The 23,555-nt window shown below is 66.9% G+C and carries 23 protein-coding genes and 1 pseudogene; 10 read left to right on the top strand and 14 right to left on the bottom strand.

All coding sequences use genetic code 11. From position 1 onward, the window contains the following. Positions 1-509, bottom strand: a 509-nt coding sequence (locus WA965_RS27750; RefSeq protein WP_526448250.1) for a thiamine pyrophosphate-binding protein, incomplete at its 3' end; no start/stop codon positions are given. A 49-nt stretch (positions 510-558) separates the two neighbouring features. On the opposite strand from WA965_RS27750, the gene WA965_RS27745 reads away from it, so the two are divergent. Continuing rightward, positions 559-1,668 (top strand): DNA alkylation repair protein, encoded by a 1,110-nt coding sequence (locus WA965_RS27745; RefSeq protein ID WP_526448249.1) that lies wholly within the window; start codon positions 559-561, stop codon positions 1,666-1,668. On the opposite strand, the gene WA965_RS27740 is transcribed toward WA965_RS27745, so the two are convergent. Both WA965_RS27740 and fadD19 read right to left on the bottom strand, forming a co-directional pair. After that, positions 1,665-2,786: an NAD(P)H-dependent flavin oxidoreductase gene (locus WA965_RS27740; protein ID WP_526295245.1), complete on the bottom strand. Its 1,122-nt coding sequence runs from the start codon at positions 2,784-2,786 to the stop codon at positions 1,665-1,667. The genes WA965_RS27745 and WA965_RS27740 overlap by 4 nt on opposite strands. Positions 2,787-2,820: 34 nt before the next feature. Further along, entirely contained in the window at positions 2,821-4,470 is a 1,650-nt protein-coding gene (fadD19, locus tag WA965_RS27735; protein WP_526295243.1) for a medium/long-chain-fatty-acid--CoA/3-oxocholest-4-en-26-oate--CoA ligase, read from the bottom strand. Positions 4,471-4,538: 68 nt separating this feature from the next. Between fadD19 and WA965_RS27730 the strand changes: the two genes are divergently transcribed. Further along, complete coding sequence (locus WA965_RS27730; RefSeq protein WP_526295241.1) at positions 4,539-5,339, top strand: crotonase/enoyl-CoA hydratase family protein; 801 nt, start codon at positions 4,539-4,541, stop codon at positions 5,337-5,339. A 74-nt stretch (positions 5,340-5,413) separates the two neighbouring features. Here the strand turns inward: WA965_RS27730 and WA965_RS27725 are convergent, their stop codons facing one another. The 3 genes from WA965_RS27725 to WA965_RS27715 form a co-directional block, all read right to left on the bottom strand. Continuing rightward, the gene (locus tag WA965_RS27725) at positions 5,414-6,646 is read right to left on the bottom strand and encodes a cytochrome P450 (protein WP_526295239.1); all 1,233 of its coding nucleotides are present in this window, start codon (positions 6,644-6,646) and stop codon (positions 5,414-5,416) included. 20 nt (positions 6,647-6,666) lie between these two features. Further along, complete coding sequence (locus WA965_RS27720) at positions 6,667-7,350, bottom strand: acetoacetate decarboxylase family protein (protein WP_526295251.1); 684 nt, start codon at positions 7,348-7,350, stop codon at positions 6,667-6,669. 88 nt (positions 7,351-7,438) lie between these two features. Further along, positions 7,439-8,470, bottom strand: coding sequence for an LLM class F420-dependent oxidoreductase (locus tag WA965_RS27715; RefSeq protein WP_526295237.1), 1,032 nt, complete (start codon positions 8,468-8,470; stop codon positions 7,439-7,441). Between the two features lie 70 nt (positions 8,471-8,540). Here WA965_RS27715 and WA965_RS27710 point away from each other — a divergent pair, with 70 nt between their 5' ends. The 4 genes from WA965_RS27710 to WA965_RS27695 are packed head-to-tail and all read left to right on the top strand — an operon-like array spanning position 8,541 to position 12,687. Continuing rightward, the gene (locus WA965_RS27710; RefSeq protein WP_526295235.1) at positions 8,541-9,533 is read left to right on the top strand and encodes a Zn-ribbon domain-containing OB-fold protein; all 993 of its coding nucleotides are present in this window, start codon (positions 8,541-8,543) and stop codon (positions 9,531-9,533) included. Between the two features lie 15 nt (positions 9,534-9,548). Next, complete coding sequence (locus WA965_RS27705; RefSeq protein WP_178361687.1) at positions 9,549-10,613, top strand: thiolase family protein; 1,065 nt, start codon at positions 9,549-9,551, stop codon at positions 10,611-10,613. Next, positions 10,613-11,806: a thiolase family protein gene (locus WA965_RS27700; RefSeq protein ID WP_526295233.1), complete on the top strand. Its 1,194-nt coding sequence runs from the start codon at positions 10,613-10,615 to the stop codon at positions 11,804-11,806. Before WA965_RS27705 ends, WA965_RS27700 begins: the two co-directional genes overlap by 1 nt. Continuing rightward, on the top strand, positions 11,806-12,687 hold the full coding sequence (locus WA965_RS27695; RefSeq protein ID WP_526295231.1) for a TIGR03619 family F420-dependent LLM class oxidoreductase: 882 nt from the start codon (positions 11,806-11,808) through the stop codon (positions 12,685-12,687). The genes WA965_RS27700 and WA965_RS27695 overlap by 1 nt, the downstream gene beginning before the upstream one ends. Here the strand turns inward: WA965_RS27695 and WA965_RS27690 are convergent. Beyond that, a complete protein-coding gene (locus tag WA965_RS27690; RefSeq protein ID WP_526295229.1) occupies positions 12,684-13,283 on the bottom strand; it encodes a TetR/AcrR family transcriptional regulator in 600 nt (199 codons plus the stop codon). The genes WA965_RS27695 and WA965_RS27690 overlap by 4 nt on opposite strands. 93 nt (positions 13,284-13,376) lie before the next feature. Here WA965_RS27690 and WA965_RS27685 point away from each other — a divergent pair, with 93 nt between their 5' ends. Further along, positions 13,377-14,381, top strand: coding sequence for an SDR family NAD(P)-dependent oxidoreductase (locus WA965_RS27685; protein ID WP_526295227.1), 1,005 nt, complete (start codon positions 13,377-13,379; stop codon positions 14,379-14,381). 71 nt (positions 14,382-14,452) lie between these two features. On the opposite strand, the gene WA965_RS27680 is transcribed toward WA965_RS27685, so the two are convergent. Further along, entirely contained in the window at positions 14,453-15,052 is a 600-nt protein-coding gene (locus tag WA965_RS27680; RefSeq protein WP_526448248.1) for a TetR/AcrR family transcriptional regulator, read from the bottom strand. Between the two features lie 4 nt (positions 15,053-15,056). Then, a complete protein-coding gene (locus WA965_RS27675; RefSeq protein WP_526294807.1) occupies positions 15,057-16,334 on the bottom strand; it encodes an MFS transporter in 1,278 nt (425 codons plus the stop codon). Between the two features lie 204 nt (positions 16,335-16,538). Between WA965_RS27675 and WA965_RS27670 the strand changes: the two genes are divergently transcribed. Next, on the top strand, positions 16,539-17,714 hold the full coding sequence (locus tag WA965_RS27670; protein WP_526294809.1) for a 3-ketosteroid-9-alpha-hydroxylase subunit A: 1,176 nt from the start codon (positions 16,539-16,541) through the stop codon (positions 17,712-17,714). A gap of 1 nt (position 17,715) precedes the next feature. Then, on the top strand, positions 17,716-18,186 hold the full coding sequence (locus WA965_RS27665) for a hypothetical protein (RefSeq protein WP_526294811.1): 471 nt from the start codon (positions 17,716-17,718) through the stop codon (positions 18,184-18,186). A 5-nt stretch (positions 18,187-18,191) separates the two neighbouring features. Here the strand turns inward: WA965_RS27665 and WA965_RS27660 are convergent, their stop codons facing one another. The 4 genes from WA965_RS27660 to WA965_RS27645 all read right to left on the bottom strand — a co-directional run bounded on the left by WA965_RS27660 (position 18,192) and on the right by WA965_RS27645 (position 22,100). Then, positions 18,192-18,950 (bottom strand): SDR family oxidoreductase, encoded by a 759-nt coding sequence (locus tag WA965_RS27660; protein WP_526294813.1) that lies wholly within the window; start codon positions 18,948-18,950, stop codon positions 18,192-18,194. A gap of 98 nt (positions 18,951-19,048) precedes the next feature. Then, a complete protein-coding gene (locus tag WA965_RS27655) occupies positions 19,049-20,191 on the bottom strand; it encodes a sulfotransferase (protein WP_526294815.1) in 1,143 nt (380 codons plus the stop codon). Next, positions 20,188-20,970, bottom strand: a complete 783-nt coding sequence (locus WA965_RS27650; protein ID WP_526294817.1) for an SDR family NAD(P)-dependent oxidoreductase — start codon at positions 20,968-20,970, stop codon at positions 20,188-20,190. Before WA965_RS27650 ends, WA965_RS27655 begins: the two co-directional genes overlap by 4 nt. Positions 20,971-20,972: 2 nt before the next feature. Beyond that, complete coding sequence (locus WA965_RS27645) at positions 20,973-22,100, bottom strand: hypothetical protein (RefSeq protein ID WP_526294819.1); 1,128 nt, start codon at positions 22,098-22,100, stop codon at positions 20,973-20,975. Positions 22,101-22,183: 83 nt separating this feature from the next. Here WA965_RS27645 and WA965_RS27640 point away from each other — a divergent pair, with 83 nt between their 5' ends. Beyond that, the gene (locus tag WA965_RS27640; RefSeq protein ID WP_526294821.1) at positions 22,184-23,119 is read left to right on the top strand and encodes an IclR family transcriptional regulator; all 936 of its coding nucleotides are present in this window, start codon (positions 22,184-22,186) and stop codon (positions 23,117-23,119) included. Here WA965_RS27640 and WA965_RS27635 read toward each other — a convergent pair. Next, positions 23,112-23,555, bottom strand: a pseudogene (locus WA965_RS27635) (recombinase RecQ); the annotation flags it as partial. The gene WA965_RS27640 and the pseudogene WA965_RS27635 overlap by 8 nt on opposite strands.

The following is a 23,555-nucleotide window of genomic DNA, read 5'->3' as shown; positions in this document are numbered from 1 at the left end:
GGAGCAGTGCGACCACCGTCGTTCCAGGACACGTCAGCGGGCAGGATCAACGTCGACACCAGACCGGCCCGGCTCGCGGTGATCGCATCGCAGGCGTCGGCGGCGATGTCGGCGGTGCGCATCGTGCGGCGCACCCACCCGGACACGGTGCCGGCCACCGCATCGATATCGGATTCCAACGGTGCGTCGTAGGCCTTGTGATACGTCGCGTGATCGCCGACCACAACGATCATCGGGGTGTGCGCCCGCCGCGCGTTGTGCAGGTTCGCCAGGCCGTTACCCAGGCCGGGCCCCAGGTGCAGGAGCACCGCCGCCGGCTTGCCGGCCATCCGCGCGTACCCGTCGGCGGCTCCGGTGGCCACGCCCTCGAACAGCGCCAGGACGGCGCGCATCTGCGGCACGCCGTCAAGCGCGGCCACAAAGTGCATCTCCGAGGTGCCCGGGTTGGCGAAGCACGTGTCCACGCCATTGCCGACCAGCGTGCTCAGCAGAGCATGTGCACCGTTCACAGCAGCCAACCTACGCCGGCGCGTCGGACCCGGTGGCTAGCATCGCTGCATGCCGTTGGCCGAGGAACTGATCAATGAAGGCACCGCAACGGCTCTTGTGTCGGCCATCGAGGCGGCCGCCCCGGCAAACTCCCTGACCGCCCTGCGGAAGGTGGCCACCGGGCTGGGCCCGCTGCCGTTGCGCGGACGTGCCGATCTGCTCCGTGATGCGCTTCTGGCCGATGTCCCCGGTGACTTCGCGACGCTGGCCGCGGTGGTGCGTTCGGCCCGGGACGGCACGGCGCCGTTCAGCGGCTGGATGATCTGGCCGGTGTCGACCGCGGTCGCCGACCGGGCTGTGCTGGACGGCGGTCACCCCGCCTTTGATGACGCGATGGCTCTGCTGGCTGATCTGACCGGACGATTGACCGCTGAGTTCGCCATCCGGACCCTTCTGCGTCATGACCCCGATCGCGCGCTGACGATCATCGCGGCGTGGACCACCTCGCCCGACGCGGCGATCCGCCGATTGGCCTCCGAGGGGACCCGGCCATACCTGCCGTGGGCGATTCGGGTCCCGCAACTCGGCGCCAGGACCGACGCCACGATCTCGATCCTCGACGCGCTCTACCGCGACCCCGATCCCGTGGTGCGCCGTTCGGTGGCCAACCACCTCAACGACCTCAGCCGCGACCACGCCGACCCCGTGGTCGACACCGCGCGGCGCTGGCTCGCGGCCGCGGCGCCCGACGGCAGCACACCCGCGGTGGTACGCCACGGGCTTCGTACCCTGGTCAAGCGCGGGCACCCGGTCGCACTGGAGTTGCTCGGGTTCCCCGCGGTCACCGTCACGATCGACGGACCGGTGCTGGAGGAGGCGACGGTGCCGTTCGGCGGGCGCCTCAGGTTCTCGGCCACCATCGGCAATGACGGTGACGAGCCCGCGCGGTTGGCGATCGACTACGCCGTCCACCACCGCAAGGCCAACGGCGGCCAGGCTGCGAAGGTGTTCAAGCTGACCACCAGGACACTGGCCCCGGGCGAGCGGGTCACGATCACGAGGGAACACTCGCTGCGGCCCATCACCACCCGGCGCTACTACCCGGGCGTCCACGGCGTGGACATCCGGGTGAACGGAATCGCTTCCACCCGAACCGATTTCGAACTGCTGCCGGACTAACCCTCGCGGATGTCGTCCAGCCGCGTGGTCGCTTCCTCGAAGCCGCTGACCAGTTCGGCGACGATGTCGGCGACCGGACGGATCTCGTTCATCCGGCCGACGATCTGACCCACCGGCATGGCCACGGCGCTCGGGTCCTTCGCCTCGTTCATCCGCTGGTGAGCCCCGCTGACCAAAATGTTCTGCAGCGGCATCGGCAGTGGCTCGGGTGCGCCGTCGGCGTCCCAGGCTTCAGTCCAGCGCGACTTCAGCAGCCGCGCAGGCTTTCCGGTGTAGATCCGCCGGCGCACGGTGTCGCTGGATGTCGCGGCGAGCATCGCCTCCTGGATCACCGATGCGCCGCCCGCGGTGCGCACCCCGAGGTCGTACTCGGCCGCGGTCAGGAACGCCGACCCCATCCAGACACCCTGAGTTCCGAGCGCGAGCGCAGCCGCGACCTGACGACCGGTGCCGATGCCGCCCGCGGCGAGCACCGATGCCCTGCCGGCGACCGCGTCGACGATCTCCGGCCACAGGACCATCGAGCCGATCTCGCCGGTGTGTCCGCCGGCCTCGTGACCCTGCGCGACGACGATGTCCACGCCGTTCTCGACATGGCGCAGTGCGTGTTTGGCCGAGCCCGCCAGAGCGGCCACCGGGACGCCTGCCTCGTGGGCCTGGTCGATGACGTCCTTGGGCGGTGAGCCCAGCGCGTTGGCGATCAGCTTGATGGGATGCCGCAGCGCCACCTCGACGTGGCTGCGCGCCACCGAGTGCAGCCATCCGAGAACACCTTCGGACTTCGCTTCGTCGTCGGGCAGCGGCGGTACCCCGAGGTCGGCGAGCGTCTTCTCGACGAAGTCGCGGTGCGTCTGCGGGATGAGCTTGTCGATGTCGACACTGGTGCCCTCGGTGGGCACCTTGGCCGGCATCACGATGTCGACGCCGTACGGCTTACCGTCGGTGTTCGCGTCCATCCACTGCAGCACGTTCTCGAGGTCGTCGGCATCGTTGAAGCGGACGCAACCCAGCACACCCAACCCGCCTGCCTTGCTGACCGCCGCGGCCACTTTCTCCGACGGCGTGAAGACGAAGATCGGGTACTCGATGCCGAAGCGCTCGCAGAGTTCGGTTCTCATTGTCATTTCCCCCGTCGCTTCGCTCGCCCCATGGCTATTTCACCCCAGCATGTTTGGCGTGCACGTCATCGGCGGGCCGCTCCTCGGTGGTGTCCTTGGCCCAGCGGTAGTCGGGCTTGCCCGCGGGCGAACGCTTGACCTCGTCGACGTACCAGAGGCTGCGCGGCACCTTGTAACCGGCGATCTCCTTGCGCACGAAGGCATCCAGCTCGGCGAGCGTCGGCCGCACGCCTTCTCTGGGATGCACCACAGCGGCGACATGCTGACCGAAGCGCGGGTCCGGCACACCGACGACGAGCGCGTCGAACACGTCGGGGTGACCCTTGAGCGCGGCTTCGACTTCTTCGGGGTAGATCTTCTCCCCGCCGCTGTTGATCGACACCGAACCGCGGCCCAGCATCGTCACGCTGCCGTCGGCCTCGACCTCGGCGTAGTCGCCCGGGATCGCGTACCGCACACCGTTGATCGTCTTGAAGGTCTCGGCGGTCTTCTTCTCGTCCTTGAAATAGCCGACCGGGATGTGGCCGCGCTTGGCGATGATGCCGCGCACGCCAGAACCCGGGACCACCTCGTTGCCGTCCTCGTCGAGGACGACGGTGTTCCTGTCGATCGTGACCCGGGGACCACCGGTGTGTGACTGCCCCTTGGCCACGATGCTGGTGCCGCCGAAGCCGGTCTCCGAGGACCCGATGGAGTCGGTGATGATCCGGTTGGGCAGCAGCTCGAGGAACTTCTCCTTGATGCTGGTGGAGAACAGCGCAGCGGTGCTCGCGAGCAGGAACAGCGATGACAGGTCGTATTCGTTCCCGGCGTCCTGGTGGGCCAGCAGCGCATCCAGCAGCGGCCGCGCCATCGCGTCACCGGTGAAGAACAGCAGGTTGACCTTGTGCGTGGCGATGGTGCGCCAGACCTCGTCGGCGTCGAACTCGGGCACCAGCACCACGGTCTGGCCGGAGAACAGCGACATCCAGGTGGCGGACTGGGTGGCGCCGTGGATCATCGGCGGGATCGGGTACCGGACCATCGGCCCGCTGGCGGCAGCCTGCTTGGCCAGGTCGTACTCGTCGGCGATCGGCTCGCCGGTGGCAAAGTCGGTGCCGCCGAACAACACCCGGTAGATGTCCTCGTGGCGCCACATCACACCCTTGGGGAAGCCGGTGGTGCCGCCGGTGTACAGCAGGTAGATGTCGTCCTCGCTGCGCGGCCCGAAGTCACGCTCCGGCGAACCCTGCTCCAGTGCCGAGGAGAACTCGACGCCGCCGTAGCGCTCGAAGTCATCGTCACTGCCGTCCTCAACCACCAGGATGGTCTTCACGTTCGGAGTCTCGGGCAGCACGTTGGCCACCCGGTCGGCGTACCGGCGCTCGTGCACCAACGCCACCATGTCGGAGTTGTCGAAGAGGTACTTGAGCTCACCCTCGACGTAGCGGAAGTTGACGTTGACCAGGATGGCGCCGGCCTTGACGATGCCGAGCATCGCGATGACGATCTCGATGCGGTTGCGGCAGTACAGGCCGACCTTGTCGTCCTTCTTGACACCCTGGTCGATGAGGTAGTGGGCCAGCCGGTTGGCCTTCTCCTCCAACTGGGCGTAGGTCAACTGTTCGTCGCCACCGATGAGGGCGATGCGATCGGGCACAGCGTCGATGCAGTGTTCGGCGAGATCCGCGATATTCAGGGCCACAGCTCTAAACTAGAACGTGTTACATTTCCAGACAAGTCTGTGGCACCGACGCTGGAAGGCGGATACTCGTGGCGGAACCCCAGAAGGGCCCCGACGCCCTCATTGAGCAGCGCGGACACACGTTGATCCTGACGCTGAATCGGCCCGAGGCACGCAACGCACTTTCCACTGAGATGCTCTCGATAATGGTCGATGCGTGGAACCGCGTCGACGAGGATCCCGAGATCCGCACCTGCATCCTGACCGGCGCCGGTGGCTACTTCTGCGCGGGCATGGACCTCAAGACCGCCACCAAGGCACCGCCCGGGGACTCGTTCAAGAGCGGCGCCTTCGACCCGACCAAGATCGAGGGACTGCTGAAGGGCCGACGCCTGACCAAGCCGCTGATCGCGGCCGTCGAGGGTCCCGCGATCGCCGGCGGCACCGAGATCCTGCAGGGCACCGATATCCGCGTCGCCGGCGAGAGCGCAAAGTTCGGCATCTCCGAAGCGAAGTGGAGCCTGTATCCGATGGGCGGATCCGCGGTGCGACTGCCCCGCCAGATCCCGTACACGATCGCCTGCGACCTGCTGCTGACCGGCCGTCACATCACCGCGGCCGAGGCGCTGCAGTACGGCTTGATCGGCTATGTGGTGCCCGACGGCACCGCGCTGGAGAAGGCCCTCGAGATCGCCGAGGTGATCAACAACAACGGTCCGCTGGCCGTGCAGGCCATCCTCAAGACCATCCGCGAGGCCGAGGGCATGCACGAGCTGGACGCGTTCAAGCCCGACACCGCCAACGGCATCCCGGTGTTCCTGTCCGACGACGCCAAGGAAGGCCCGCGGGCCTTCAAGGAAAAGCGGGCCCCCAACTTCCAGATGAAGTAAAAACTCCGCCGAAACGGTATTCCGCGCGGCCCAAGTGGCCTCGAAACCGCGTGGAATACCGTTTCGGCAGAACGTCAGTCGAGCACCCGCGCCGTCGGCGTGAACACCACCGGCATGGCCTCGGGACCGCTGACGAAGTTGGCCGGCCGCAGCGGCACCTCCGCTCCCTCGGCCAGTCGCAGGTCGGGCAACCGCTGGAGCACCCTCGTGGTCATCCGGGAGAGCTCGAGGCGGGCCAGCTGGTTGCCGAGGCAGAAGTGCGTTCCGAACCCGAACGCCAGGTGGTTGTTCGGGTTCCGGTCGATCCGGAAGTTCTCGGGATCACCGAAGACGCTCTCGTCGAAGTTGGCGGACTCGAACATCAGCATGATCTTCTCGTCCTTGCGCAGCTCGGTCCCGTGGAGCTCGGTGTCGCCGGTGAGCACCCGGCACATGTTCTTCACCGGAGAGGTCCAGCGCAGCATCTCCTCGATGGCGCCGGGCAGCTTGTCAGGATCCGCGACCAACGCCTCCCACTGGTCGCGGTGCCGCAGCAGCTGCTCGGTACCGCCGGAGAGCGTGTGGCGGGTGGTCTCGTCGCCGCCGATCAGGATCAGCAGCGTCTCGAAGACGATCTCGTCATCGGACATCCGCTGGCCCTCGACTTCCGAGTTCACCAGAACGGAGAACAGGTCGTCGGTGGGCTCGGCACGCCGTTTGGCGATCACCTCCATCGTGAACGCGGTGTAGGCGGCGAAGGTGTCCATCAGCTTCTGCACTGTCTGCTCGTCGACGTGCGAGCTGAGCCCGCCCACGAGATCGTCGGACCACTTCAGCAGCATGTCGCGCTCGTCGGGCAGAACGCCGAGCATGTCGCCGATCACGGCCATCGGCAGCGGTGCGGCGATGTCACGGACGAAGTCGCATTCGCCGCGTTCGCACACGGCGTCGATCAGCGTGTCGCAGAGCGTCTCGATCGACGACAGCCTGTCCATCACGCGCTTGCGGGTGAAGCCGGCGTTGACGAGCTTGCGCCGCAACAGGTGTGCCGGATCGTCCATGTCGATCATGTAGGGCATGCCGGGCTGATCCGGGCGGATACCGCCTGCACTGGAGAACAGTTCCGGGTTGCGTTCGGCGTCGAGAACCGCCTGGTGGCTGGTGGCCGCGGCCAGGCCGTTGCGGTCCCGGAACACGGGCTGATTGGCCCGCATCCACTTGTAGGCCTCACGTGCCGCGGGGCCGTCAGCGTAGAAGCGGCCGTCGGCGAGGTCGACATCCGGACGGGCGTCGAGACCGGCTTCGACAGCGGGGGATGTGGACGTCATAACACTCCTGGGGTTGGTGCTCACTGGGAAATCACGCGGGCGTTGGCGAAGGTCATGTCCACGTTGGCAGCCGAACTGGACATCAGCGCGCGTTTGGGCAGACCCAGCGAGGCCAGTTCGGCCGCGTACGGGTGGTCGCCGAGACGGAGCTTCACCCCGCCGGGCCGGTAGCGCACCCCGGTGAGCAGCATCTCGCCTGCGGTTTCGCGGGTGACGCCGTCCAGATGCGAGTACGTGTTGTGCACCTGCCTACTCGACGTAAAGGTCGACGGCACCGGCAGGCCGGGCTGGAACTCCATGCTCACGGCAAGCTGTCCGTCGATGCTCACGTCGAACCCGAACGAGCGGCCCTTGCGGATGGTGAAATCGGCCAGCACCTTCGGGTAGCCCCAGATCGTCCGGCCGGCCTCCAGCGTGAAGGACTGGTCGACCGGAAGGTGGTGGACGAATGCGCCGGCCGACTGCAGCGCCGACAACCCGCTCGCGGTGGACCCCGGAGGATTGACCATCACGTTGGTGCCGTACTCGTAGTACTGGCCGAGGTCGGTGTCCTCGTAGCGCATCAGCATCAACACCACCAACGCGCGCCCTCTGGCGAACCGACACACCTGCAGGCCGCTGTGGTCGATCATCCGCTGCGCAGCGTCGGCGTCGACGACGAACATCGCGGTGTGCTGATAGGCGGTGCGCACCCGGACCGGCATGGTGAGAACAGAGCCGGCGATGGTGTGTTGCGAGAGGTCGGTCACACCGTCAATCTAGAACGTGTTCTAGACACCCTGCAAGAACTGTCTACACAAGACCCGCAAGATCGCGGATCTGATCGGATGAGCGGGCACCCACCACCATCATGGTCACGCCCGCGGCCTCCCACGCCTTGATCTGCTCCTGGACGTAGGCAAGGTCGCCCACGATCGCGGAGTCGTCGACCAACTCGTCGGGGATGACCGTGGCCGCCTCGTCTTTGCGGTCGTTGCGGAAAAGCCGAGTGACGTCGTCGACGACCTCGGCATAACCCATCCGGCGGTAGACATCGGCGTGGAAGTTGGTGTCCTCTGCGCCCATCCCGCCCATGTAGAGCGCAAGGTGCGGCTTCATCATCTCCATGACCGCCGGGCGATCGTCGGTGACGACGACCTGCGCCGTCGCGCAGATCTCGAACGTCTCCCGGGTACGCCGCGCACCCGGACGGGCGAAACCCTCGTCCAGCCACTCGTTGTACATCCCCGCGATGCGCGGTGAGTAGAAGATCGGCAGCCAGCCGTCACAGATCTCGGCCGCGAGGGCGACGTTCTTGGGCCCCTCGGCGCCGAGCATCACCGGGATGTCGGCGCGCCGCGGATGCGTGATCGGTTTGAGGTTCTTGCCCAGCCCGGTGGTGCCCTCGCCGGTCAGCGGCAGCGGATAGTGCGGGCCGTCGCTGCGGACCGGGGCTTCCCGGGCCCACACCTGACGAAAGATGTCGACGTACTCGCGGGTGCGGGCGAGCGGCTTGGGGAACTTCTGCCCGTACCAGCCCTCGACGACCTGGGGCCCGGATACGCCCAGCCCGAGGATGTGGCGACCGCCGGACAGATGGTCGAGGGTCAGCGCCGCCATCGCACACGCGGTCGGGGTGCGGGCGGACAGTTGGATCACCGAGGTGCCCAACCGCATCCGCGTCGTCTCGCGTCCCCACCACGCCAGCGGCGTGTAGGCATCCGAGCCCCACGCCTCGGCGGTGAACACGGTGTCGAAGCCGACCTCCTCGGCGGTGGCGACCAGTTCCGCGTGGTTGGTGGGCGGCTGCGCACCCCAATATCCCAACTGAAGACCCAGCTTCACTGCACCCGTCCTTTCGGGCCGCCCGGCCCGCTCCTTGAAACCAAACTTAGAACCTGTTCTACTCGATGCCGTGACCACCAGCCAAAGCAGCCCGGTGCAGATCGATCCCCATGAGCCGCCACTTTCGGCGCCACTGAGGCTGTCATTCGACTACACCCGTTCAGTAGGACCACTCCTCGGCGAGTTCTTCACCGCTCTGCGCGAGCGACGCATTGTCGGGGTACGCGGGTCGGATGGCCGCGTCCACGTTCCGCCCGCTGAGTATGACCCCGTCACCTACGAAGCCCTGACCGAGGTCGTCCCGGTCGCCGGCGTCGGCACGGTGCTGTCGTGGACCTGGCAGTCCGAGCCGCTGGAGGGTCAGCCTCTGGATCGACCGTTCGCCTGGGCGCTGATTCTGCTCGACGGGGCCGACACCCCACTGCTGCACGCCGTCGATGCGGGTTCATCGGATGCCATCGGCACCGGCGCGCGGGTGCACGCGCACTGGGCGGACGAGACGGTCGGTGCCATCACCGACATCGCGTACTTCGCCCTCGGCGACGAGGAAGAGGACGTCCCTCCCCCGGCGGAGGGACTCGACCCGGTGACCCTCCAGGTCTCGCCGAGCAGCATCGAGATCCAGCACACGGCGTCACGTCCGGAGAGCGCCTTCCTGCGCGCGCTGGAGACCGGCAAGCTGCTCGGGGGCCGGACCGGCCCCGGCGGGAAAGTGTATTTCCCTGCGCGGGAAGCGGATCCGGCGACCGGCCAGCAGCTCGACGAGTTCATCGAGCTCTCCGACGCGGGCACGGTGACGACGTTCGCAATCATCAACATCCCGTTCGCCGGACAGCGGATCAAGCCGCCCTACGTCGCGGCTTACGTGCTGCTCGACGGTGCGGACATCCCGGTCCTGCACCTCGTCGCCGATATCGCCGCCGACGAGGTCCGGATGGGAATGCGGGTGAAAGCCGTGTGGAAGCCCCGCGAAGAGTGGGGCCTCGGTATCGACAACATCGAGTACTTCCGGCCGACGGGTGAGCCGGACGCCGACTACGACACCTACAAGAAGCACCTGTAAAGGGACACGAGACTCATGGCTTTGGGAGAAGAAGTAGCCGTCGTCGGGTTCGCGCACGCACCACATGTGCGCCGCACCGACGGGACCACCAATGGCGTCGAGATGTTGATGCCGTGTTTCGCCGAGATCTACGCCGAGCTGGGACTCAAACAGACCGACATCGGCTTCTGGTGCTCGGGATCGTCGGATTATCTTGCCGGCCGAGCATTCTCGTTCATCTCCGCCATCGACTCGATCGGTGCGGTGCCCCCGATCAACGAGTCTCACGTGGAGATGGACGCAGCCTGGGCACTGTACGAGGCCTACATCAAGCTGCTGACCGGTGAGATCGACACCGCACTGGTCTACGGCTTCGGCAAGTCCTCGGCGGGCATTCTGCGCCGGGTTCTGGCGCTGCAGACCGATCCCTACACCGTCGCCCCGCTGTGGCCCGACTCGGTCAGCATGGCCGGCCTGCAGGCCCGGTTCGGGCTGGACTCGGGCAAGTGGACCGCCGAGCAGATGGCCCAGGTGGCGCTCGACGCGATGGCGGCCGCCCCGCGGACCGACTCGGTGGAGCCGGCGAGCAGCATCGAGGAACTACTGGAACGGCCGTACTTCGCAGATCCGTTGCGCCGCCATGACATCGCCCCGATCACCGATGGCGCCTCGGCGATCGTGCTGGCCTCCGGGGACCGCGCCCGCGAGTTGCGGGAGCGACCGGCCTGGATCACCGGGATCGAGCACCGCATCGAGACGCCCGTGCTGGGCGCCCGCGACCTGACGACGTCACCGTCCACGGCGGCCTCGGCGCGCGCCGCGACCGGTGGGGACGCCTCGTCCATCGAGATCGCCGAGATCTATGCCCCGTTCAGCCATCAGCAGCTGATCCTCAAAGAGGCGATCGGGCTCAACGGATCCACTCGGATCAACCCGTCCGGCGGAGTGCTCGCCGCCAACCCGATGTTCTCCGCGGGTCTGGAGCGCATCGGCTTCGCCGCCCGACACATCTTCGAGGGCAACGCTTCCCGCGTTCTGGCTCACGCCACCAGCGGGCCTGTGCTGCAACAGAACCTGGTCGCCGTGCTGGAGGGAAAGTGATGAGCAAGAAGCTCGCTGCAGTTCTGGGCACCGGTCAGACGAAATACGTCGCCAAGCGCAAGGACGTGTCGATGAACGGCCTGGTGCGCGAGGCCATCGATCGTGCCCTGGTCGACGCCGGCGTCACGATGGCCGACATCGACGCGGTCGTGGTGGGCAAGGCCCCGGACTTCTTCGAGGGCGTGATGATGCCCGAGCTGTTCATGGCCGACGCCACCGGCGCGACCGGCAAGCCGCTGATCCGGGTGCACACCGCCGGTTCCGTGGGCGGCTCGACGGCGATCGTGGCAGCCAGCCTGGTCCAGTCCGGCAAGTACCGCCGCGTGCTGACGATGGCGTGGGAGAAGCAGTCCGAATCCAATGCGATGTGGGCGCTGAGCATTCCGGTGCCGTTCACCAAACCCGTCGGTGCCGGCGCGGGTGGCTACTTCGCACCGCACATTCGCGCCTACATCCGTCGCTCCGGTGCGCCGACGCACATCGGCGCGATGGTGGCGGTGAAGGACCGACTCAACGGCACCCGGAATCCGCTGGCGCATCTGCATCAGCCCGACATCACGCTGGAGAAGGTGATGGAGTCCCCGATGCTGTGGGACCCCATCCGCTACGACGAGACATGTCCGTCCTCGGACGGGGCGGCCGCGATGGTCATCGGCGACGAGCAGAGTGCCGACGCCCGGGTCGCGGACGGCCATCCCGTCGCATGGATCCACGCCACCGCACTGCGCACCGAACCCTTGGCCTACTCCGGCCGTGATCAGGTCAACCCGCAGGCGAGCCGCGATGCTGCGGCGGCGCTGTGGAAGGCGGCCGGGATCACCAGCCCCATCGACGAGATCGACGTCGCGGAAGTGTATGTCCCGTTCTCCTGGTATGAGCCGATGTGGTTGGAGAGCCTCGGCTTTGCCCCCGAGGGCGAGGGCTGGAAGCTCACCGAGGCCGGGGAGACCGCGATGGACGGCCGCATTCCGTTCAACCCGTCGGGCGGGGTGCTGTCGTCGAACCCGATCGGCGCCTCGGGCATGATCCGCTTCGCGGAGTCGGCCATCCAGGTGATGGGCAAGGGCGGCGAGCACCAGGTCGAGGGCGCCCGCAAGGCGCTCGGCCACGCCTACGGAGGTGGCGCGCAGTACTACTCGATGTGGGTCGTCGGAGCCGATAAGCCAGCCGATAAGCCCGTCGCCGCCTCATGATGCAGTACACCTGCAGCGTCGCGATGGGTCCGGTCGACCAACTCGTCGAGATCGCCAGAACCGCGGAGGAAGTCGGCTTCGACTCCATCGCCCTGCCCGACTCGTTGTTCTACATGGAGAAGCAGGCCGCCGACTATCCCTACACACCGGACGGCTCCCGGATGTGGAACGAGGACACCCCGTGGGTCGATCCGCTCATCGCGGCCGGCGCGATGGGTGCGGTGACCTCCACGCTGCGCTTCTACACCAACGTGATGAAGCTCGGCTCCCGCAACCCGCTGCTGCTGGCAAGGCAGGTCGGTTCGGTGGCGAACCTCACCGGCAACCGGTTCGGATTCGGTGTCGGGATCGGCTGGGCTCCTGAGGAATTCGAATGGTGCGGGGTGCCCTACGCCAAACGCGGCAAGCGGGTCGACGAGATGATCGAGGTGATCAAACTCGTCCTCGGCGGGGGCATGGTCGAATTCCACGGCGATTTCTACGATTTCGACCGACTGCAGATGAGCCCGGCACCGAGTGTCCCCGTGCCGTTCTATGTCGGCGGGCACACCGACGTCGCACTCAAGCGTGCCGCGCGGGTGGGTGACGGCTGGACCAGCGCGATGATGACCGGCGACCAGTTGGCCGAGACCATCGGGAAGATCAACGCGCTGCGCGGCGAGTTCGGAAGAGCGGAGCAGCCGTTCGAGTTCCAGGCGGTGTGCATCGACAAGTTCGGGGTCGACGGCCACCGCGAACTGGCCGAGGCGGGCGTCACCGACAACATCGTCATCCCGTGGGTCTTCGACGGCCTGGGCTTCGACGCCCCGATCGAGAAGAAGAAAGACTCACTGAAACGGTTCGCCGACACCTACATCCACTCGGGCTGGCAGGAGAGTTAGTCGCCGGCGGACCGGTAGCGCAGACCGTCGAGGAGCAGGTTCACCATCCGGTCGGCGTGACCCGAGGACTCGGCGTCGGCAGGCATGCACAGGTTGGCGACCGCACGCAGGAGATCGCCCGGCGCGACGTCTGCGTTGATCTTGCCTGCCTTCCCCGCGGCATCGAGCAGCGACCTCAGCGCAGGTTCCATACGTTCGTCGAAATAGCCGGGCAGCGCGTCGAACGCCGAATCGCCAGAATGCAGCGCGGCAGCCAGTCCGCGCTTGGTGGCGATCAGCGTGGTGTAGCGGCGCAGCCACCTCGCCAGCGCTTCGTCCGGTTCGTAGGTAGTCCCGAGGCGGTCAGCCGCGCCGGCACACGCATCGATCTCCTTTTGGAACACCGCGACGATGAGATCGGAGCGTTGCGGGAAGTGCCGGTAGAGCGTTCCGACGCCGACGCCCGCTCGCACAGCGATCTCCCGGACCGGCGCGTCGACGCCCGATTCGGCGAACACCGCCGTGGCGGCGTCGACGACCGCCTCGATGTTGCGCTGGGCGTCAGCCCGCACCCGACGCGGCGGATCATCGTCACCCGCCGCTGACCGATCGCCCATTCGCCCTTCTCTTGACTAAACGGAACTATGTTCCATATTGTTAGCGGAACAACGTTCCGTTTATCTGCCGTCTCGACCTCGAGGAGAGTAAGCATGTCCCCTGAGACCCTGCACCACAACCAGCATCCACTGGGATCGGGATTTTCCGCGGCCGCCACGGCGGACGAAGTCCTCGACGGCATCAGCTTGGAAGGCATCAACGCGGTGGTGACCGGTGGACACTCGGGCATCGGCCTGCAGGCAACCCGCGCCTTGAGCAGAGCCGGGGCCTCGGTTGTCGTCGGTGCCCGAAACCCCGCTCGCGCAGCGGCCGCGGTCGGCGGGTTCGACCGTGTCGAGGTCGGCCGACTGGATCTGCTCGATCCGGCCTCGATCACCGACTTCGCCACCGGGTGGCTCGGCACCGGCCGACCGGTGCACATGCTGGTCAACTGCGCAGGCTTGCCTCCAACCGCCCAACGGATGGTCGACGGCCGCGGTTACGAAGCCCAGTTCGCGACGAACCACCTCGGCCATTTCCAGCTGGCAGTGGAGCTGTATCCGGCCCTGCGCGCCGCAGGCGGTTCCCGGGTGGTCAGCGTGACCTCCGGCGCCCACCGGCTGTCCGACATCCATTGGGATGACCTGCATTTGGTCACCGGATACGACGCAGGGACCGCGTACGCACAGTCGAAGACGGCCAATGTCCTGTTTGCCGTGGAGCTGGACCGTCGGTGGTCCGACGACGGCATCCGGGGCTACGCCCCGCACCCGGGAGTGGTGGTCGGCACCAACCTCAACGGCTCGGTCGGTGAGGACGCGCTTCGGGCGATGGGTCTGATCGACGAGGCGGGACAGCCGATCATCATTCCCGAGCACGGCCGGAAGACCGCTGCGCAGGGAGCGGCCACGATCGTCTTCGCCGCGGCCAGCCCGCTGCTGGCGGACATCGGTGGGGTCTACCTGAAGGACAGCGACGTCTCCCCGGTGGACACCGAGGACCGCCCGATGACCAACAGTCCCGACCTGGACATCCCGGCCGAGGTGGCGCCGCACGCCATCAACGCGTACTCGGCTCGGCGGCTCTGGGAGCTCAGCGAGCAACTCCTCACCGGGTGACGGTCCTCTGCGCCGGAATTGCATTCCAGCAGGCCGTTTCTCGAGAAATGTCTGTTGGAATGCAATTCCGGCTAGATCGGCGTCCGGCAGCCGTGCCACACCGTGTTCACCAGTCGCACGACCGCGTCGTCGTCGAGCGGTGCCATCCCGAACATCAGCCGGTAGTACGGCGGTGACACCAGGGCGTCGACGGCGACCTCGACGTCGACGTCGGCGGGCAGTTCGCCGCTGCCGACGGCCTCGCGCATCGTCGCTGCGACCGCAGCGCGGCGCGGGACGATCCACTGTTCGAGCAGCGCCCGCTCGATGGCGGGATCCGAGGGGGATGCCCCGATCACGTTGCGCAGCAGTGGGCCGACAGCAGGATCGGCCAGTATCGAGTTCAGCGCGCAGACGTGATGGGTGATCGCCTGCACCGAGGTGCTGCCCGGCGGGCGGGTGATCGACGCGCGCACCGAGTCGAGCAGACCCTCCAGCACGATCGCCGACGCCGACGGCCACCACTTGTAGATCGTGGTGCGGCTGACCTCGGCTCGTTTGGCGATGGCGTCGACCGTCGCCGCCGCGGGCCCGCCGCTCAGCGCCAGGTCGGCGGCAGCCCTGAGGACGGCACCGCGCACGGCCTCGCTGCGCGGTCGGCCGCGGCGATTCGTGTCCTGCCGGTCGACCACGGGCTCAGCTTATTGCCGGTCGGCGCGTCGCCCCGACGAGTACGACGAACAGGCATCCGACCGCCGCGAGCGCGCCGAAGCCGAACATCACCGGATACGTCGACGCGGCCCAGTTCTGCGACAGGAAGGCCAACGCCGCGGGCACGGCGAAGCCCAGGTAGCTCAAGCTGTAGAAGACCGCGGTCAGCCCGGCGAGATCGTCCGGTCCGGCGATGCGCTGAATCTCCTGGAGGCCGGCCAACAGCGCCATCCCGTACCCGGCACCGAGCATCGCGGCCGCGGCCAGCGCCGCCCAGATCGTCAACACCGATGCCGCCCAGGCGGCGGACCCCATGCCGAGAGCGAGCAGCACCAGCCCGGCCAGCACCGCGCGCAGACCGCCGTTGCCCAGTCGTCGTCCCATGTGTTGAACGGTGAAGCCGACCCCGAGGGTGACGACGCACATCAACGCCGAGAACGCGATCGGAGCGCCGGCCACCCGGTCGGTCATCAGCGCGGGCAGCACCGCGTACGCCGAAGCACCAGCGCCGAACACCCACGGAGCGACGGGGAGCACCACCACCAGAAACCACCGGCGATGGAACTCCCCCGAAAGGGCATTCCACGAGCTTGACAAAGAGGGCCAGAAGCGAAAGCTCGAGTGTTGCCCTGCCGGAACGCCGTTCGGGCGGGGCGCGCGGGTCTCGGGTGCGGTCAGCAGCAGCGCGGCGGCCGTGAGAGCCAGCACGATGTTAATCGCGTAGGCCAAGACCGTCGGCGCGGGTGCCCACTGGGCGAGCACGCCGGCCACCCCGGCACCCAGGCCGAACCCGGCCGTCAGACTCATCGCGGCGCGCCGGGCCCCGGCATCACCGTCGTCCCACGGAGGACTGGACAGTTCCTTGATCCAGCTTCCTCCCACAGCCATCGCCAGCCCGAGTGCGATGCCGCTGAACACCCGTCCCACCGCAAGCGTCAGTGCGGAATCGGCTCCCAGCGCCAGAATGGTCGAACCGAGTGCGGCCAGCACCGGCGCGGGAAGCATCAACGGGCGACGGCCGAACCGATCCGACATGGGTCCACCGATGAGCAACGCGGGCACGATGCCGAGTACGTAGGCGAACAGCAGCAGGTCGACCGTCAGCGGGGAGAACCCGCCGCCGGACCGGTACATGACCAGCAGTGGCGTGAACTCGTTGCCACCCCAGGCGATCGCACAGGTCGCGGCGGCAACGGTGAGCCAGCGCCTCGGCTGCAGACCGGCCGCCGCCCCGGCCGTCTGCCGGCTGGTCAGCGCCGTCACGACGTCACTCCTGAATTACTGCACACGCTGTTCACTATATAGGCCCGGGAGATCGGGCGAAACCAGGTGCCGGGAACGGGTACACGTTCACAGCGCGTGTTGTCGGCAACAATTTCCGCAGGTGGACGCCGATCGGATTGCGCCGACAGCCAGAAAAACTGTAACGTGTTCTAATTCGAGACCCATACAAGCGGGAGGCCCACCGTGAGTACTGACACATCCGCGGGAACCGCGGGTATCCGCGAGATCGACACCGGCGCGCTCCCCGACAGGTACGCGCGGGGCTGGCACTGCCTCGGACCGGTCAAGGACTACCGCGACGGCAAGCCGCACGGCATCGAGATCTTCGGCACCATGCTCGTCGTCTTCGCCGACTCCCAGGGCGAGCTCAAGGTTATGGACGGCTACTGCCGACACATGGGCGGAAACCTGTCCCAGGGCACCATCAAGGGTGACGAGGTGGCATGCCCGTTCCACGATTGGCGCTGGGGCGGCGACGGCAAGTGCAAGCTGGTGCCGTACGCCAAGCGCACGCCACGGCTGGCCCGGACCCGAGCATGGGAGACCGACGTGCGCGGCGGTCTGCTGTTCGTCTGGCACGACGCGGAGGGCAATCCACCTCAGCCGGAAGTCCGGATCCCCGAGATCCCCGAGGCCGCCGACGACGAGTGGACCGAGTGGCGGTGGAACACGATGCTCATCGAGGGCTCCAACTGCCGCGAGATCATCGACAACGTCACCGACATGGCCCACTTCTTCTACATCCATTACGGGCTGCCGACGTACTTCAAGAACGTCTTCGAAGGACACATCGCCAGCCAGTACCTGCACAACGTGGGACGGCCGGACATCGACGACATGGGCACCACCTACGGTGAAGCCCACCTCGACTCGGAGGCCTCCTACTTCGGGCCGTCGTTCATGATCAACTGGCTGCACAACAACTACGGCGGCTTCAAGGCCGAGTCCATCCTGATCAACTGCCACTACCCGGTCAGCCAGGACTCGTTCATGCTGCAGTGGGGCGTGATCGTCGAGAAGCCCAAGGGGCTCGACGAGAAGACCACCGACAAACTCGCCAGGGTGTTCACCGAGGGTGTCAGCAAGGGCTTCCTCCAGGACGTCGAGATCTGGAAGCACAAGACCCGCATCGACAACCCGCTGCTGGTCGAGGAGGACGGCGCGGTCTACCAGATGCGTCGCTGGTACCAGCAGTTCTATGTCGACGTCGCCGACGTGACGCCTGAGATGACCGACCGCTTCGAGATCGAGGTCGACACCACCGCGGCGAACGAGAAGTGGGCCGTCGAAGTCGAGGAGAACCTCAAGCGCCAGGCCGCCGACAAGGAAGCCTCGGAGCACCCCACTCAGGTTTCGTGACATGAGCCAGGAGCGGCGACCGCCGGACGTCGATCGGCTGGCCCGTTCGATGTTGCTGCTGCACGGCGGACACGACGACGACGACCACGACCACGGGTCGGTCGCGGACGACCAGCGGACCGGTTCGTGGCGCAAGGCACCGGATTTCGCCTCCGACCCCGACCGCGCCGCCGCGGTGCACGAAGCGACCAGGCTCGATCGTGAGCGCTACCTGACCTCCGGGCTGGTGTCGATCGACTGTCGCTTCTGCCACGTCGCCGTGTCGGTCAAGAAGTTGGGTCCGACGCACACCGCGGTGCAATGGAACTCCGAAGCCACCCAACGGTGTGCGCACTTCGCCGAGATCCGTGAGTCCGGCGGTGACCCGGCCAGGTCCCGGTCCTGCCCCAGGTTGGCCGACAGCGTCAAACACGCGATCGCCGAGGGTTGCCTGGAGGAGTACTCCAGCGCCCCCTCCCCCGGCGACGGCTGACGACGTCAGCGGGCCAACCAGCCGCCGTCCACCGGGATCACCGCGCCGTGGACATAGTCTGCCGCGGTAGAGGCGAGGAAGAGCACCGCACCGACCATGTCATCGGGTGTGCCCCACCGGCCGGCCGGTATGCGCGTCGAGATCGCCTCGTGGCGGGCAGTGTCGGCGATCAACGCTTCATTCATGTCGGTGGTGACATAACCCGGCGCGACGGCGTTCACGTTGACGCCGTGAATCGCCCATTCGTTGCAGAGCGCCTTGGTCAGCTGCGCCACCGCCCCCTTGGCGGCCGCGTACGCCGGCACCCGGTAGCCGCCCTGAAAGCTCAGCAGCGACGCCAGGTTGATGATCTTTCCCCTGCCCCGGCGCACCATCGGAGCGCCGAAGCCCTGGCACAACTGGAAAACCGACCGCAGGTTGACGGCGAGCATGGTGTCAAAATCCTCGAGTGGGTAATCGACGGAATCATGGCGGATCTGGGTTCCGGCGTTGTTGACGAGGATGTCGACGGTGTCGTCGGCGAGCACCGACGCCACCGCAGCGGCGACCGATTCCTCCGACGCGAGGTCGATGCTGTGGTGCGTCAACCGTCGGCGGTGTTGCGCGGCAACGGAGTGCAGGTCGGACCCGGGGTCGGCACGCTGCAGGGTGATGACGTCGGCTCCCGCCCTCATCAACCCGGCCGCGAGCGCGTAGCCGATTCCGCGCGACGCACCGGTGACGACCGCGGTGCGGCCCGTCAGTTCAAATGGCGAGTCAGACATTCGACGTAACCGCTCCTCGGTGTACCGACGACATGCAATGTCGGTACAACGTTATCGAATGTCGACGGGGGTGGATTGCGGGCGGTGGGTGCCTGTACTCAGAGCCCCGCGAAGCGCGCCTTGACCTGCTCGTCGGTCAGTCCGTAATCCGCAAGTGAATAGGTGTGTTTGGGCGCCCGGGGACCCTTCTGGCTCTCGGCATGGCTGTCGGTGATCGCCCGCCGCGCGGCGTCGGTGAAGTCGATACCGAAGTGGCGGTAGATGCCTTCGACACTGGCGATCGGATCCTTGATGAAGTCGAAGTAGTCCACGTCGCAGAACTGCGCTGGATCATGCTTGGCCCGCTCGGTGTTGAACAACTCGAGCCCCCGCGACCAGGTCTCCATCGAGTCGGCGCCGATCACATCCCCGACGAAGGTGTTCGACCAGCCCTCCGTGGTGTGCTGGGCCAGCGAGCACATCGAGGCCATGATGGTCTCGGCAGGTCGGTGGCATTGCACCACCAGCGCATCGGGGTACACCGCGAAGATCGCGTCGAGTGCGAACAGGTGACTGGGATTCTTGAGCACCCAGCGCTTCTCCGGTTCGTTGAGCCCGATCAGTTGGAGGTTCTTCCGATGCCGCTTGTACGACTTGGTCCAGTCCTGTTGCGACAGCCACCGCGAGTAGGTGGGCAGGTGCGCGAGAGTCTCGTATGAGACCGAGTGCAGGGATTGGCGCAACAACTGCCAGCACTCCTCCACCTCGTCGGCGGTCATGTAGTGCAGCCCGGTGTAATCCGGGTTCTCTTCGTGGGCCTTGGCGAACTGGGCGTCGATCTGCTGGAAAACCGGATTCTGAGACCAGGTTTCACGCGGTGGCCGCGGTTGCGGAAACTCAGCCAGCCACAGTTCCAGACCCTGGTGCCGCGGGTCTGCGGTGAGCAGCCGATGAATCACCGTGGTGCCGGTGCGCGGCAGTCCGGTCACGAAGATCGGGCGTTCGACGGCGACGTCGGTGTGCTCGGGATACTGCTTGAACGCGGCCTCGGACACCAGGCGAGCCACCAGGGCGTTGCGCGTGAAGAACCGGTGCATCTTGCTGCCGATCTCGGTCAGGTCGGCGTCGCGGGCGAACGAGTCCAGCAACACCTCGAGCGCTTCGCGGTAGTTGTCGTCGTCACTGCCGAAGTCGTCGAGGCCACACGCCTTGGTGGCCGAGGCGTGCAGGTCCTCGACGGTGCCCACGTTGGTTCGCGTCATGCCTTGTACTCTCCGCAGTTCACGTCGAGGGCCTGCCCGGTGATGCCGCTAGACAGGTCACCGGCCATGAACAGGATGGCCGAAGCCACCTCGTTCTCGGTCGGCAGCCGCTTCAGATCGGAGGCGGCGGCCGTCGCCTTGTAGATCTCGTCGACGGTCGTACCGTACTTGCCGGCCTGGTGGGTGAAGTAGCTTTCCAGCGTGCCGCCCCAGATATAGCCGGGCAGAATCGAATTCACCCGGATGCCCTGGTCCCCCAACTCGGTGGCCAGCGACTGCGACATGGCCAGAAGCGCCGACTTCGCCATCTTGTACGCGCCGTACTTGGCCTGTGAGTGCCGCACCACCATGGAGTTCACGTTGACGACGGAACCGTTCGCCTCGGCCAGCGCGGGCGTGAACGCCTGGATCAACCGCAGCGCGCCGAACACCGTCAACTCGATGGCGTCGCGCATGTGGTCGAAGGTGGTGTTGGCCAACGGCTTCATCGACGGCACCCGAAAGGCGTTGTTGATCAGCACGTCGACCCTGCCGTAGGCCTTCAGCGACTCGTCGACGAGGTTGTTCACCTGCGCCTCGTCGGTGATGTCGGTGCCCACCGACAGTGCCCGCCGGCCGAGGCCGGTGACCTCCTTGGCGACATCCTCGAGTCGCTCCACGGTGCGGGCTGCCAGCACCAGATCGGCGCCCTCCTGGGCACAACGCCGTGCCAGCGTCGTACCCAGCGCAGGTCCCACGCCGCTGATGACGACGACCTTGTCCTCGAGCATTCCAGCCATCGCTAACCCACCATTCTTTCGCCGATTTGCCTCTGCCGGAGTGCGATCCGCGCCCGCCAGTCGTCTTCAGAGATCTTGTTGGACTCGTAGTGGGGCAACGCCGCGGCGACGTCGTCGAAGGCGACGAGATCGACGGTCGGGCCGTCGGCTTCGGTGAGCTCGCGCGAGACCCGTTGCCAGCGGAACTGCAGGAAGCCCTTGCGGTGGCCCAGTGTCTCCACCCAGTTGGTCACGCCCGGGTTCCTGTCCGACACCACGATGCGGATCTTGCCATCCGGATCCGCCTGCGCCTGAGTGCCGTTCAGCGATGTCTGGTGGTTGATGTAGTCCAGCGAGATGTACCACAGGCTCCCGAGTTGGAACCCCAGATACGGTGCGTCGCTGACGGGCAGCGTGATGATCAGCGCCTGATCCCCGGCCAGGTCGAACTGCCCGGCAGACGAGTACTGGGTCGCCAGACCGCCGGGCGTCAGTCGCGGTGACACCATCGTGTTGGCAGGACTGTCGGTATAGAACCACTGCGGAAACTGCAGCCAGGTCTTGACCCGCTGCACCAACTGTTTTCCGGCCACGGCGTAGCGCTTCCGGATGAGTTCCTCGGTGAGCGGCGGCGGTGCGGTGCCCGCGGTGTCGGTCCGCGCGATCGCGAAGGTCCCGCGCTGTGCGGACCAGTCGTTGTACACCTCGCGGATGACGAGTTGTGACGGACCGGGAGGTGTGAACCGCCACTCGAAGGTCCCGTCAGCGGCGATGTCGAGCTTGCGGTCGTCGAAGGCCGTCTCGCTGTCGGGCACGTTGTCATCGGTGTACTCACCGCCCAGCAGTTGGAAGCTGACGTCGGTGGTGGTGCCGCGTTTACCGGTGACGACGTACTCGTTGCCGGGTGCCACCCGGGTGCCGAAGTACATCGTGTCCGGGTTGTCCAGGCCCATCTTGGTGAAGGGACCGGTGCCACTGTGCAGGAACGGGTGGTCGCGGTCGTAGTCGAACGCCACATGCGTACAGGCCGCGATGCAGCCTGCCAGGTACTGCAGACCCTCGAGCAGGTCGGCTTCGGACTCGATGAAGGGCGCAGCGGCAACGAGGCCCTCGGCCTCGGCGATCGCGTCGGACAGCGGCTGTGAATACACGCCTCGAAACTAGAACGCGTTCTAACAAGAGTCAATATATCGACCGGCTCGTTCCATATATGGAACGAATGTAGTCTGCACAGGTGCCATCCGAAACCGCCGGACGCGCCTCCCCGCCCACCGAGCGCGTGGTGGCGATCTTGGACTACCTGGCCGGACGTCCCAGGGAACGGCTGGGCGTCTCGGAACTTGCGCGGCGACTGGGGCTGAGCAAGCCGACCTGTCTGGGAATCGCCACCTCGCTGACCGAGGCCGGCTACCTGGTGCGCGACGCCGCCGACAAGACCTACCGCCTGGGGCCGTCGTTGATCACGCTCGGACACCGCGCGCAGGAGTCGCTGCGGGTCAGCCCGGCCGCGCGCGTGGAACTGCGCCGGCTGTCGGAGAAGTTCGGCGTCTCCGCAGGGCTCTCGGCCGTCATCGACGACCGCATCACGCTGCTGGACCTCGTCGCACCGGCCGGCGCAACGCCGGGCGTCGACGTCGGCCAGAGCTACCCGTTCGCGCCGCCGGTCGGGTTGATGTTCGTGCTGTGGGACGACGAGGCCGTGCGCAACTGGTTGGCGATGGAACCGACGGTGCCGCTGCACGCGTCGCGCACCGATCCCGACCGGCTGCACCGGGTGATCGAACGATGCCGCGCCGACGGCTACCTGGTCGAGCGCCTCACCCCCGGAGGCCGCAGGCTGTACTCACTGCTGGCAGGGATGTCCAGCACGATGCCCGACGAATTGCGTGCACTTCTCGGCGAGTTGGTCTCCGACATCGGCGAACGGGTGTACCTGCGCGAGGAGAAGCCCGGCCGCCGACGTCACGACATCAGCGTCATCTCCGCACCCGTGTTCGATCACTATGGACGCCAGGTGATGGTTGCGTCGATGCGCATCGGTAAGGCGTTGACGGACAACGAGATCCGCGACCACGCCAAAGCGTTGATCGGCACCGCCGACGCGGTCAGCGCCCAACTGGGTGGTGCTGGGCCGATGCGGTACGGGCCCGGGTCCGCCCCGGTCAGCTGACGGCCGCGACCACCAATGGCAACACCTCGGGCGCACCGGCCTGTCGCACGATCCGCGCAGCCATGGTCAGCGTCCACCCGGTGTCGGTCATGTCGTCCACCAGCAGAACCGGCCCCGTCAGCTCGGGCAATTCGGGCGGATCCCAGGAACCTGCCAGTGCCGCAACACGATACGCCGAGTTGGCAGCCGTCACAGGCCGACGCTCGACGGCATAGCCGAGCGTCCCGAGATGCTCCAGCCTTCCGAGTTCGGCGAGCCTGCGTGCCAACGAGTCGATGAGCAGCGGATGCCTTTCGGAGGCCATTGCCATCACGGCTGTCGGCCTGGTCTTCCAGTCCCACGCGGCAAGCACGTCGGCCGCGCCGCGCACCACGTCGTCGGGAGCCTCGGCGTCGGGGCCGTCGAGCACCGCGCGCAACCTCGCCCCCCACCCCAG

It is taken from the genome of Mycobacterium sp. (assembly GCF_049683935.1).
Lineage (GTDB): Bacteria > Actinomycetota > Actinomycetes > Mycobacteriales > Mycobacteriaceae > Mycobacterium.
Note: the sequence above shows the minus strand (reverse complement) of the source record. Positions and strands in the feature narration are given on the sequence as shown.

Excerpts from the sequence above, each read along its gene's own strand:
- WA965_RS27725 (WP_526295239.1), bottom strand. The coding sequence starts at position 6,646 with ATGACGTCCACATCCCCCGCTGTCGAAGCCGGTCTCGACGCCCGTCCG.
- WA965_RS27660 (WP_526294813.1), bottom strand. The coding sequence starts at position 18,950 with ATGTCTGACTCGCCATTTGAACTGACGGGCCGCACCGCGGTCGTCACC.
- WA965_RS27665 (WP_526294811.1), top strand. The coding sequence starts at position 17,716 with ATGAGCCAGGAGCGGCGACCGCCGGACGTCGATCGGCTGGCCCGTTCG.
- WA965_RS27695 (WP_526295231.1), top strand. The coding sequence starts at position 11,806 with ATGCAGTACACCTGCAGCGTCGCGATGGGTCCGGTCGACCAACTCGTC.
- WA965_RS27685 (WP_526295227.1), top strand. The coding sequence starts at position 13,377 with ATGTCCCCTGAGACCCTGCACCACAACCAGCATCCACTGGGATCGGGA.
- WA965_RS27745 (WP_526448249.1), top strand. The coding sequence starts at position 559 with ATGCCGTTGGCCGAGGAACTGATCAATGAAGGCACCGCAACGGCTCTT.
- WA965_RS27650 (WP_526294817.1), bottom strand. The coding sequence starts at position 20,970 with ATGGCTGGAATGCTCGAGGACAAGGTCGTCGTCATCAGCGGCGTGGGA.
- WA965_RS27690 (WP_526295229.1), bottom strand. The coding sequence starts at position 13,283 with ATGGGCGATCGGTCAGCGGCGGGTGACGATGATCCGCCGCGTCGGGTG.
- WA965_RS27705 (WP_178361687.1), top strand. The coding sequence starts at position 9,549 with ATGGCTTTGGGAGAAGAAGTAGCCGTCGTCGGGTTCGCGCACGCACCA.
- WA965_RS27740 (WP_526295245.1), bottom strand. The coding sequence starts at position 2,786 with ATGAGAACCGAACTCTGCGAGCGCTTCGGCATCGAGTACCCGATCTTC.
- WA965_RS27655 (WP_526294815.1), bottom strand. The coding sequence starts at position 20,191 with ATGACGCGAACCAACGTGGGCACCGTCGAGGACCTGCACGCCTCGGCC.
- WA965_RS27700 (WP_526295233.1), top strand. The coding sequence starts at position 10,613 with ATGAGCAAGAAGCTCGCTGCAGTTCTGGGCACCGGTCAGACGAAATAC.
- WA965_RS27720 (WP_526295251.1), bottom strand. The coding sequence starts at position 7,350 with ATGCCGGTCCGGGTGCGCACCGCCTATCAGCACACCGCGATGTTCGTC.